Below are 14,231 nucleotides of genomic sequence, written 5' to 3' on the forward strand. Positions count from 1 at the left end.
AAATTAAGATAAAATAAGAAAATATTCGAAAAGGAAAGTAATAAAATGAAAATAAAAAACAAAAAAATAATTTTAGCTTCTGTTTCAACAACAGTTGCTCTAACAAGCGGATTAACTTTAGGTTTATATAATCCAAAAGTAGTTCAAAATAAAGAAAATTTGATAACTAATCGTAGTTCTCAAATAGATTTAGCAATTACTTCTAATTCTGAAAATCCAGATCCTTTAAATAATGTTTTACAAGATAATTCTAAAGCTTTTTTAAGTAAAAATATTGCCCAAATAATTAGACAATATTCAGCAGGAAGTTATGAGAAAACTGAATCAGTTGTAATTAACGGAAGAACAAATATATCAGATCCTCTAAATAATAGAGGATCTAATGTTGATATTTTCGGAGGTTATATTACTTCATTTTCTGTTTCGAATCCCTCTGCAAATATTATGGAATTTGCTTTTCTTGTAAGCAGTCCTGAACAAGTTCCTACTAGCAATAATGCACCTTTAGGACCTGTTGATAATCTTACATTAAATAGAAATACTCAATTTTTTGTAACATATAGACTAGATTTAACTACAAATGTATATTCAAGATCAAATAGAATTGCTCTTCCAAATTCTTCATATAATTTAAGATTTAATTTAGCTAATAGTAATACAAATGGTAGTGAATTAGATATTAAAAATAATTGAACAAGGAATAAAGCAACTGATATTATTAGTGATAGAAGAGGTGGATATTTTATTTTTGGAGATAGAGGTTATATAAAACATTTAGTTCCAAATGGTTTAAATTTTTCTTTTGGAAATGAAAAAGAGTTTAATCTTGTTCCTCAATTTTTAAGATTTAATAATACTTATGACAAGAAAGTTTTGAATAATGTTCATCCTTCTTTAAATACAGGAGGTTATGATCTTAATACAAATTCTCCAACTGATACAGGTGTTAATAACAATGGAGATACACCTGTTGGTCTTCCTAACACAAGTCACATTGATAGGTGAAAAACAACTCAAGCAATAGTTGATAATACAGGAGAATTTGTCTATTTTGCAGGAGAAGGTCAATATGTGGCTAAAGTAAGAATTGCTACAGGAGAAATTGTTTGAAGAACACATTCATTATTAACAAACAATATTTTCAGCACAAATGCTATTAATGTAACTTTAGATGCAAATGGAAATTTAATAGCATTAGATAATGCAAATCCAAGGACTTTAAAAGGGTATAGCACTTATCATACAGGATTATATTTTGCACAATGAAGTGCAACAGCAACACTTTCAATTGATCCAATAACAAATAGATTATTTGCCTTTGGAGGTAATCAAGCTTCTTTTGTTGAAATAAATCAAGCAACAGGAGAAATTGTAGCACCATCAAAACAAATTAGCAATTTAGAATCAAATAGTAGAGTTACTCATGTTACTTATTTAGGAAATAACAGATTTGCAGTTGCTTCACAAGTTCCAAAAGGTTCAAATTCTTCTATAAATCCAAAAATAAGCATTTTAGATACAAATGGTAATAGTACAAGATCAAATATTGATATTTTTTCTCAAATCACATTGCAAAGACCACATCCAGCATGATCTAATCCTGGTTCTATTGCAAAAATTATCCCTGATGGTTTTGGTGGATTTAATATTTTAGGTTGGAATGTAGATGTTGCAAAAAATGAAATTTATAACGCAAGAACCCCTTTAAATGCCGAAAATGGGCAATTGATAATGCCCGAACTTATTAATTTAATTGATGGAGGAGGTTTTGGATTTTCTTATAGATATTCACAACAAATTCTTAGAACTTTTGATTCATATTTAATTAATGTTGATGGTAATGGTGAGATAAAAAACATTAATTCTAATTGAGCCAATTCTTCTTTTATAAATGAAATAACAGGAGAAACCTCTCCTATTGTAAGGGAAAATCATAATTCATTAAGAGATATTGTTTATGATGGTAATGGTGGTTATTATGGGATTACTGTTTCAAATACTCTAGTTCATTTAAATAATCAAGGTAATCAATTAAGTTGAAAATCAGATATTCCTAATAATGATGTAAGTTCAAATGGATACATATCAACAAGTTCATCTGATTTACAAACGATTTTAAATAATCAGCAAAATCAAGCCACTGCTTCAATATTAAGTTTGAAAAATCAATCTTTAATTTTGGCAACAAGAAATAATGTTAGAGTATTGCCATTTAATGGAACAAGCACTTCTAACTCTACTTTAAACATTGCTTTAGCCAATAATTTTATTATTGACAATATTCAAGAAGTAGATTCTAATACTTATTTACTTTCAGGAAATAATTCTTCTTCACAAAAAATTATTTATATTTTGAGATTTGGTATAGGTGGAGCACCAATTCTATCAAATCATCACATGATCGATTCAAATTCTTTAAAATCAAATGTATTAACAGGAAAAATATATCCTAATGGTCTTTTAGCAATTATGGTTGCAAACAATACAAATGGAATAACATTTTTAGATTACAATTTTAATAATAATACAATAGGATTAAACCCTACTCAAAATTTCAATACAAATATAGTTCCAACTAATGCTCAAATTGAAAATCTTGCAATTAGTCCACAAAATGAAAGTTTAGTTGTTGCTTATAGAATAAATAACAATCTTGGATTTAGAATTTTTGGTGCTCTTTCTAGTCGTTATAGAACAAATACTCCATATTATAGTTCAACTCCTCTTAATCTTAGTGCATCATCGATCCACCTTCCTTATATTGATATTACACCAAATGAAGCTTCAGGCATTTTTACAAATTCAGCTTTACCATTAAAATCAATAATTTCAAATACTTTTAATCGTAGTTCAGATACTTTCAATGCTTCAGATGCCTCAAGGGGGAATACAGCTCTTATTTATTCATTAGGACAAAATATTTATAGTTTGAATTTTAATTCTCTTGGATCAGATCAATCTAATAATGTAACTCAGTGAGGAATTCCAGTTGAAAAAGCTTTAAGTTTTACTAAATTAACTAATGCAAATTCTCTGAGAACATCTAATTCATCTACTCTTGTAAGTAGTGATTTTAGTATTTCAGCAATTGAATCAGATGGTGTAGGAGGATACATTATTGGTGGAAATAGTCCAATTTTAATGCGTTTAGGTCTTGTTAATGGTTTTTTACAATTGATTTCATATGAAAGTTATGCAGCCGAATTTAATAATTTAATTGTAAATACTATTCACTCAGATAGACAAGGGATGTTTATTGTCTCAGGCCAAAATGGTTTAGGGGCAGCAACAATACAAATAAATAGATTACTAACAAGAGGACTAATTGATATTGATAATCCTTATGGACAAACATTTACAGGAAGACCAACCGTAGCTCAAATTACAAACTTTTGAGAATCTTATAAAAATATTACTTCTGTTAATACAATAAGCAATGGTTTAGGAGTTGTTACTTTACAAAGACATCAAGCTTACTTATTAAATAGAAAAGCTATTAAAATTCCAAAAAATACTTCTCTTTCAATTACAGATATTTTGAGATTTAAAGGAACTATTCCAAGTGTAGGGAATCAAGTAGGATTTACAATTAATGAAACAGATCTTTGAGGTGATTTAGGAAGAGATTATTATGGTAATATTGATGTTCAATATTCATTTGTAGGTTTTACAACTAATAATCAACAAAATTGAGTAACTGGATCAGATAATTTTGTTAATTTATTTAAATTAGATGCAAATTTCAGACCTCAACCCTCAGCAGGATTTACTTTGAACGCACAGCAAATCCAAAGTTTCAGACCTCGACATTTAATGATTAGATATGTTGTTAATAATGATAGTTTAGTTCCAGGATTTTCATCTAATAATATTGCAATTAGTACAGAAGCTCTTTCAGTTAGAGGAAATTCAGAAGTAACTAGTGCTGATATGATTAAAGATTTAACTCTAAATCATATAATTTATTTGCAATCTAACGCAACAGGAAATTTTATTGCTGATGGCAATAGTCCATTTAGACCTACAACGTCTAATTTTTGAAATTCTTTTTTCATTGGAGAGCCAAACAATACAAATATAAATTCTTTCAGATTAGTCCCTGCAGATTTAGGTAAATCTCTAAGTAATCAAAATTTGGAAATTGTTCTTCCAAGATCAATGACTGATATCCCTTCAATTCGTAATAGAGAAGTTGAAGTAAAATTTACCAATAATATAAATCCAACACCTACTTCAATATGATATACACTTGAAGAAATAAAAAATGGTCAATTATTCATTGATTCAAACACAAAATTGTCATGATCATTTTTTACAAGACAAGGACAACGAATTACAGCAGTAGATTCAAATAATCAACTTGGAAATGGAGTTTTTGGAAATTTACAAACAACACCTCATGAGATTAATAATGAGCAAATTATTCCAATCAATATCCCTAATTCAAGTGTAAGAGATTGAAACATCACTTTAGGTGGAGATACTAAAAACATTACAATTATTAATTCAAATACAAATGCTCAAGTACAAGAACATTTAGAGTTACAATATGCAATTGGATCAATAAATGAAAATAATGTTTTTGTTCCTAGAATTTTTAATGGAAATATTTGATTTAAAGATACAGATTTTTCAAATGCTTTAAAAAATAATTCAATCGATATAACTCTTGGAAACAATTTTATTTATGCAAGAGTAGTTTTAAAAAATGTGCCGAATAAAACAATAGTTGTTTCAGGAAATGAGCAAATTAACACAATAAATCAATCAGGTATTACATTTTCATTTAATACAGGGGAAAATGGGCTTCCAATTTTAAATGGAACTCAAATTTTTGATGGGCAAAATTTTACCCCAGTTTCAAATGCAAAAGGTCTTGTAAAAATTTTCTACAATGCAACTCGTGATTTTGAAACTTTAAAATCAACAAGTGTTATAGTAGGTGGTTCTGATTCAAAAAATTTATCAATTAATTTTGGTCAATTATCTTTAAGTTCATTAAGATCAAGTGGAATAGATGTTCAATTCTCAATCAATAATGGAACAACTTGAGAATCATATTTAGTTGAAGGACAACTTATTGATGCTTCTGTTTCTAATGATCCTACTAAAGTTTCTTTAAGATTATTTCCAAGAAATAATTTTGCTACAGAAATTAGCACTCAAGCTCTTGTAGTTAAAAATGTTCAAGCTAGAATTTTAATTAGTGGACTAAATATTAATAACTTAAGAGATGCAAACCTTGTAAATTTAAGTGGAAACACAAGAGATTTAGCTATCAATGTTGATCAAAACGTTTATAGAGGTGCCACCGGAAATTCAACAACTCCAATTACAAATATTGTTCAGGTACGTTTTGCTATTAATGGAGTTTTAGGTGGAACATTTTTTGAAAAAGATGAATTCTTAAGAGAATTAAGAAGTTTACCTCGTTCAATTTTAAATGCAATTAGACCAGGCGATTTTAGAGTTAGTTTTATTCTTTTAAATAATGAAGATTTTTCACTAGAAGAAGGATTATCAACTCCGCAAATCCCAAATATTACGAATGTTAAGCGTTTAGTTGATTTATTTGATCATGTTAATTTAGCTAATGGTAGTTCAATTGTATCTTCAGGATCAACATCTAGATTAAGTCTTTCTAATCCGAATTCTTTACTTTCTGAAACTACATTAACTCAATTGGGAATTGTTCTTGAATACGGTTCATATAGATATAGAGCAAATGGCGATAAAATTGATGTTAATTATGTATGAGAAACAATAATTCCAACAGCTATTAGTTCAGCTACTCCTGATAGAACAAATCAGAATTTCAATTTTGCTCCAAATATTAATTCAAATGCTTTTTCTTTGGCATTTAGATTTAAAATAATCGATGAAAACACTACTATTATTGTCAATGGGAATAGTAATATTGTAAATCCTGGAGTAGATGGAGATTTAGGATTTTCAATTAATACAAATTCTTTAACTAAGGATATTATTTTTGGTACAACAACAACATCTAATTTTATAAACCCAAATGATTTACAAAAAATAGTTTTAACTGGAACTACATTAAATATAAATCAACTTATTTCTCATAGTGAAAATAATCTATTAAATTCAATTATACAAACAGATATTAGAAATGTTCTAAGAGTAGAATATTCTTTTGATAGTTCAAATTTTTATGATTTTGAAACATTCAAAAAAGAAGCAAATGAACACCAAAAAAATAATGAGAATTGATCTTTAGAATATAAAAATATACTTTTACCAAACGGAACCAGAACAGATATTCAAGGTTTTGGAAATATTAAAAAGATTTTTGTAAAATTTGAAGTAAAACCAGAACATAGATCTCAATTCACAATACCTCAAAATCAATCTAGAGAAGCAAACATTTCAGGTTTAACAAATGGCACACACATTTTAGGAAATGCATTACAATCTTCATATGATATTTCTAAATGATTGAATATTTTGAATACAACTCCAATTACAGTTGCTCCAGGTTCAACTTCTGATAATGTTTCAGGATTAGTATTACCTACTCCAATAGAAGGTTTAAGTGTTCAAGATGCAATTAACCAATTAAGTCAAAGAGGATATATTGTAGAATTTAATGCTCCAAGCGGACAAAATCCAGCTCTTTGAGTTACAAATTTAAATTTAATTACTTCTGTAGGGAATAGTCGTATTATTCGTGTAAGAGTAGTTCCAATAGGATTTAGACAAGGTACTGCAGTTGCTGGTAATTTGACAACTGGAGAAATTTCAAATGGTTATACAAATATAATAAGACCAAATTATATAAATACAACAAATCCTTATTCATTTAATGATGGAATTGATGTAAGAGTTAGTGTACCAACAACACTTACAATTTCCAATCCAAGTATTGCTTTATTAAATGAAATTAAACCTTCTGGAAATACAAATCAAATAATTTTAGCAAGCCAAAATAATATTGATGCAATTAGAAATAGTCTACTAGCAAATGGGATTATTTTAAATATTCCAGGTGTAGCAAGTGGAACTGTTGAACTTCAATATGCGATTGGTAATCAAGGTGCAACAGATTTAGGAACTGAAAGTACTCATTTAAGACAACTAACAAATTCAAGAACTTCAAGATGATATAATGCTGCTGATTTTTCAAAATTTTTAAAAGAATTTGTAAATCAAAATGCTTTAAATGCTATTTTAGGAAATAATTTGAATATTTATGTTCGTTATGGCCTAACCTCTTCTCCTGCTTTAGGAGTAGAGGGACAAATAGAAGGTCTTTTAACAGATAATGAAAATCAATTGAATCAATTTAGAGTTCAAAATCCAAGTCCTACTTTATTAACTTCGACCACTCAAGGGTTCATTAATGTAGATCGAATAATTTCTGATATTTCTGCTGCTAATGCACTTTCATTTAATAATGCAAATCCAAATATTCTTTCAAATTCAATTTTCAAGATTGATTTACCTCTTTCTTTAACCGAAGAAGGAATCAATGATGTTTCACAATTTTTAAGAACTAACAACTTAGCACTTGAATTTAGTGTAGGTCAAAATGCAGGTTTAGATTTTGCAGAGTGAATTAATTTAGACCAATTTAATGCTGTTCCTTCAACAACTGTAAATTTTGGGAATCCTCCTAGATTGGTTTTTAGAATTAGAAATACAAACCCCACATCTTTTGTTATTTATTCTCAAACTTCTATGACTAATTCATTAGTTTCTGTAAATATTGAAGCAAAATTAGATAATATAAATGTGAGTTTAAATTTAAGTTCTGCAGATATTAATAGAGTTCAATTTAGTGGAACAACTTCAAATTTAGTGATTAATGATGAATCTGCAACAAGTAATTTTTATGTTGCAAATGGAGATGTTGAGCTTCAATATTCATTAGTAAAAAGAGCAAATGGTATTGACTTAGCTTTTGCAATTCCAGGTCAAAACTCACTTTGATTAAATAAAAATACATTTAGTAATTCTTTAGCAAGATGAATTCCTACAACTTTTAATGCAACAACAGGAATTCCAATTTTAGATAATGTATTTACATTAAATTTAAACTACAATGCAGCTAATTTCCAAGAAGATACTTTCAAAATAGTTGCAAGATATGTAATCACAACTCAAGGATTGACAAAAAGATTAAGTTTCACTCCTGATTTTAGAAATCCAACTAGATTAAACGAATCAAATATAGTTAATATAAATATTTCTAATTGATCAACAGTTAAAACTATAATTAATTTAAGTTCTTTAGTAAATTATTTATCAAGACAAAATACAATTATTAATTTTGGGAATTCAATTGATTCTTCAAATATTACAAGTATTATTTTACCTGATCCTTTAAACCAAAATCCTAGCTCAATCACAAGTAGAACCTTAGTAAGATTCTTAACTAATAATGGCTTTGAAATTAAGTATGCATTTGGTAATAATGCTAATCTAGTTATTGCAAATTACACTACTAATTGAAATTCCAATTTTCAAGCAAATCCAATTTCTTTATTAAGAACTAATGGAACTTCTGTTTTAGGGATTTTATTGAATTCGACAAATAGTAATTTTGAAATTATTAATTCTGCTAATAATCCTACAACCACCCCAATTCTTAAAGAAGGTAATTCAATTAATATTCCTACTTTAATTAATCTTCCAAATTTAGAAATAGAAGCTTCAAGAATCATTTTTAATGCAAATGATTCACAACCACTAAGCTCTAGATTTTTAACAATTGATGATTCAAGTCTATTAGGATTAATTAGAAATAATGATAATTTTCCAAACAATGAACAAGTAATATTAGAATACTCAAATGGGTCATCATTATTACCAAATAGTTCAGAAATTTGATTCTCAAAAGAAAACTTTATTAGAAATCTTGCCCAAAACAGACCATCTTCTTTAATAACACCAAATAGAATTTTTGTAAGGTATGGTTTAATCGATAGAACTTCAAATAGTTTTAGAGTACCAACTTTTAATTCTCGTTTAACAATTGATCCAAATTCAGATTTAATTGATGGAGTATTTATTCCTAATTCAACCAATTTAAAAAGTCATGTTGATTTATCTATTCAATTAAGTGCTTTAACATCAGGAACTAGAGGAGGAGCAATTACTTTTCCAAATGGAGCAACAACAGCACGTTTAGGAAATGCTACTTTAACTGGAGATATTAGTTTTGGAGGAATAATTTCACCTCTGTCTGCTTTAGGGATTCAATTGCAATTTTCAGCAGATAATACAACTTGATTCACTTATGACCCAAATAATTTTCAACCACAATCTTTAATCCCAAACAATACTTTGTTTGCAAGATTTAATCTTACAACTGCCAATGCAACAAATAATTTTGTTTTATCAAGTGAAGAATTTGTTAATGTAGAAATTGCTTCAACAGTAAAACTAGCACTAATTTTAGATGCTAATTTACTAACAAATATTAATTTAAGTGGGAACAATAAATTTATAAACATTGATGGATCAGATATTTTAAATCCAAATAGTTCTTTTAATGTTCAACTTCAAACTATATTAGACAATGCAAATTCATCTTTATTAAAATGAGGAATTCAAAATATTGGAGATTTATCAGTACAATTTTCTTCTACATTTTCAAGTAGTGCAAATTTAGGGCCAAATAATTGATTAACTAAAGAAAATTTTATTAGAGAATTTGCAAATAATTTGGGGACTTTTACTGAAGCTCCAATTAATTTAGAAATTAGAGCTAGATATTTCTTTACAAATCCTTTAAATATCAATTTAGCAACAGCATCATCAAATCTAGAAACAAGTATCGGGAATACTATAGTTGCTTTAACAGATTTAAGCAATCGTTCAATACGTGCAATAAATTCAAGTAGTAATATAAAAATTTTTATTAATACTAATGAATTTATTGAAGCATTAAGAAATGGACAAACAAGATTCGAACTAGGTTCAACATCTTCAAATATTAGAGGTGTTCCAATTCTTCCGAATAATTTTAACAATGAAATATTGAATCTTTTATCTTCAAGATATGGAATCATTGCTCAATTCGGAACCTCAAATTCTTCAGCTGAAATTCCTATTGTTTGATCTAATAGTTTAATTAGTTCATTACAAACAGACATAAATAATAAGCCTATTTTATGAATGCGTTTTGTAGCAGAAAATGTAAAAGGTATTGTTCCAACTGTTGAAGAACCAATTACAACTCAAGTACATGTAGGTACTTTTGGTACACCAATTTTATTACAACCAATAATTCCTATTTCTGTCGAAACAAATAGCGCCCATTTAAGATTTGTTAGAATTACAGGGAATACAAAAAACATTAACATAAACATCAATGAAGCACTAGCGCTTGCTCCTGCTCTTTCAAGAGATAAATTAACTGTAGAATTTTCAATTGGAGGAAATCCTTCTAATATTGCAAATAATAAAGTTGTAGAATTGATTCCTGGTCAAATTTGATACAAACATAGAGAATTTGAAGCAGCTTTAGCAAATTATCCTAAAAATATCTTACATGGTAATTTAATTTACATGAGATGAGCATTTTCTGGCAATCAAAACAATGAAGGAGAACAAATTTTAGATTCAAGTTCAATTTTATATGTTCCTTCTATTGACAATGGTAATTCAAGTTTTGCAGTATTTGCAGATATTACAAAATACTTTGAACAGCTGCAAAATATTACTTTAGGTGGAACAACTAATTCTCCATTTTTTGCAAATGTTCCATCATTACTACAAGCAAATCCTGAATTATTTGAAAATATTCCAAATGATCCAGTTGATTTCTTGTTCCCTGGCTTAGAATTAGAATTTTCTCAATTTGCAGAAGGTCCATGACAAAAAACACCTTTATCTTCAATTGTTCTTACAAATAATTATTTTGTAAGATTAGTTTCAAATAGTATAGTTAGAATTAATTATGTATTTTCTTTTTCGCCTACTTCAGATATTGTAACATTTACAAGTCCAGTTAAATTAGACACAACAAATGTTAAAACAATTGTAAATGTTCCTCCGGTTACACAATTACAAAATATTGCTAATATTTCATTCAGTGGCACATTAAATAATTTAATAATTACTGAGAACATTAATGAAATTAGATCATTGATTGAAAATCTAAATCCTATAAATAAAAATTTAGCAAATAACATTGTAATTCAATATTCATATTTTGAAAATCCTACAAGTAATCAATGATTCAACAAGGAAAATTTCATCAATGAATTAAGTAGATTAAAAGGAAGAGTTTCTGAAAGTGAATTCATTATTTTAAAAAGTCAAATCAAAATTAAATATGCAATTAATAATTCATCATTTATTGTTGGTATGAATGACTCGCCTATTGATGATTTGCAATCACAAACAAATATTTCTTTAATACAACAAAATAGTTTCAGTGGATTAATTAATTTAGATTCATCACCACTATCATTATTTAAAAAAGTGATATTATCAGGAACTCACAATAATTATTCTCTAAATTTTGATGGCCTTTCTAGAGAAGCAATGAAAAGTATCTTAGATAGATATACTTCAATTTCACTTCAAACTCCTTTTAGTATTTATATTACAAATACTGCTGGAGAAGGAATCCCTTCATTTGAAGAAGGAAGATTAATTTATAGATCTAATAATCCTTTAGTTCTTGAAAACATAACAAATTTTCCTCTTGATTTAGGAAATACAATCCCTGAAGAATTGCCTTTATTCATTCGTTTTGTTCCGAATCCAACTAGTGCTGATGTTGCAAATACATATAGAATTTTAAATGAAGGAAATTTATTGGATGTAAATCAAGGAATCCAATTTAGAATTAAAGTTTCTGTAGATCCAATTAATCCATTTAGAATCGATTTAAAAAGTGTTGTAGATACAATTTTCGCAAATCAATTATCAAATTTTGCTTCTCAAATAGTTGCAAATCCAAATGAAACATTTACAATTCAAGGTAATTCAACTTTAGCATTAACTAATGGTGGATCAATAATTAGTAATCCAAAAGAATTCTTTAATGAATTGGATTTAAATGATGCTGAATTTTTAGCATTCCAATATTTTGTTTCAAACTCAAGATTAAGCCCTCAAGAAATTGCTAATTTAAGATTAAGCACTTCAAGTTCATTTTTTACTCAAGAAATTCCTTCAAATTTAAAATCAGGTCAATTTGTTTATATAAGAGTAGGAATTGATCAAAATAATCCAAAAGCAAATTCTTTAGAAGTTTCAAATTCATCTATTATTACTGAAGTCTTAGTTACAAATTTAGCAATTGACTTAGTAAGATCTCCATTAAATTGAGATTTTGTAGATTTTGAAAATGTTACAGGAACTATTCCGTTTAGCGGGACATCATTTATAAATAATTTAATATTAAATGTTGATCAAAATGAAAACTTTAGAGGTGTTGGAATAAGAATTTTTAACAATTTTACTTATTTAACAAATACAGGACAAGAAGTAATTTTTACAAATTCAAATCCACCAACACAAGATGTTTTAAATACATTGTTGAAAATCAATGGAGCTTTTGTTGTAAAAACTCAAATCGGAATCCCTTCTAATGGTGACAAAGAATTAAAACTCATTAATGATCAAGGATCAGAAGCAGGAATTACTTATTGAGTAAATTCTCAAGGTGTGCCACTTCCTCCATTGCAAAGAGCAATTAATGTAAATGAAGATTTATTTTTCCAACTTACAAGAAATCCAGATGGTCAAATTAGTTTTGCTCAAAATAGATCATTGGCAAATTTTGAACTATTTAATATTTATGCAGAAGCAACTATTTCATATCAATTTATAGCTTTAGATGGATTTAGTGGCTTTATTAATACTGAAAATACAACAATTTTAGATCTTTTATCTCAAATTCAAGAATTCAAAGTTCCAAGCGGTGAAATTAAAAATCAAATAAATGGAATTTCACAATTCGAAGTTTTAATGCCTCAAATTGTTCATAGCACATCTCCTTTAAATTTACCTCCTATTAGTGGAATTTCAACTTTTGCAAATTTAGTTGTTAATAGAAATGGTGTGCAAATAGACTCGAATAATTTAATTAATAATTTATCTCAAAATCTTTTAAGCATTGAAATAATTCTTACAAAAACAATAAATGGAGAACAAAAACAAACAATTTTTAGTGTCCAAAATGGAAGAATTGATTTTCCAACAAATCTTGAAAATGGTGATTTAGTAACAATTCAAATAATCCCATTGAATTCAAATTTCTTTGCTATTAGTTATTTAGAAAAACCTAATTTAAGAGAAACTTTCACAATTTCAGGTCTTGAAGTTGATCCAGGATTAGAAGCATTTAAATTCTTAAGAACTGGTTTCAACATCAATAACAATTCTCCTGTAAGTGGAAGAGGAAGTTTTGAAGTTTTATCAAATGATCCTCAAGATCCATTCAATGCTCTTAAAGATCCTGTTAATAGAAATTCAAATTTACAATGAAATTATTCAATTTTTAGACCAAAAGCTAATCAAGATGGAACTTTTGGTCCTGAATATGAAGTTATTAGTTTCGAAAGAAATGAAAAACCGATTTCATTAAAAAATGGAGATATTGTTCAATGAATACTTGCTTTAAAGAACAATGAAAATGGCGGAATTATTACAACAACATATAATAATGCTATTGCAAGTCCTTTTGGAACTCCTCAAGTTTCAAAATTAAGAATAGATAAACCAGGCCTATTTTTTACAAGATTAATAAATGGAGTCCCAAGAAGAATTGATTTAACTGAAGGATTTTTAGTTTCAGGATTAAAAGAATCTTTAAGTATTCCTAATGATTTTAATTTAAATGCTATTTCAATTTCTTTTATAGGACAAAATCAAATAGGATCTTTTGAAGCAAATACATCTAATTTAAATATTCCAGAAAAAACAATTATTACGTATTTCAAAAGAGGCGAAAATGGAGAAGAAATTCAAATTTTCCCAAATTCAACATCTACTAATTTATCAAATGGAGAAACTATTATAATTAGATTGCAATTAGATCCACAATTTAATAATGATTTTGCTTTAGATGTACCTTCAGGAGCAATTATTGAAATAAATCAAATTGTTTCAGGTTTAATTGAACAATCAAATCCTGGAGCACAAATTGCAATTATTACAGCAGCTTCAGTTGCAACAATTCTTACTCTAGGTTTAGGTGTTTTATCACTAATAATTATTAGAAGAAGAAAATTAAAAGGAAAATAAAA

1 protein-coding gene is annotated in these 14,231 nt (G+C 27.5%); it reads left to right on the plus strand.

All coding sequences use genetic code 4. The annotated features are described in order from the left end of the window. Positions 1–45 precede the first annotated feature (45 nt). Entirely contained in the window at positions 46–14,229 is a 14,184-nt protein-coding gene (gli521, locus tag MMOB_RS00565) for a gliding machinery surface structure protein Gli521 (RefSeq protein ID WP_011264624.1), read from the plus strand. Positions 14,230–14,231 lie beyond the last annotated feature (2 nt).

This window comes from Mycoplasma mobile 163K, from assembly GCF_000008365.1.
Classification (GTDB): domain Bacteria; phylum Bacillota_I; class Bacilli_A; order Mycoplasmatales; family Metamycoplasmataceae; genus Mycoplasma_J; species Mycoplasma_J mobile.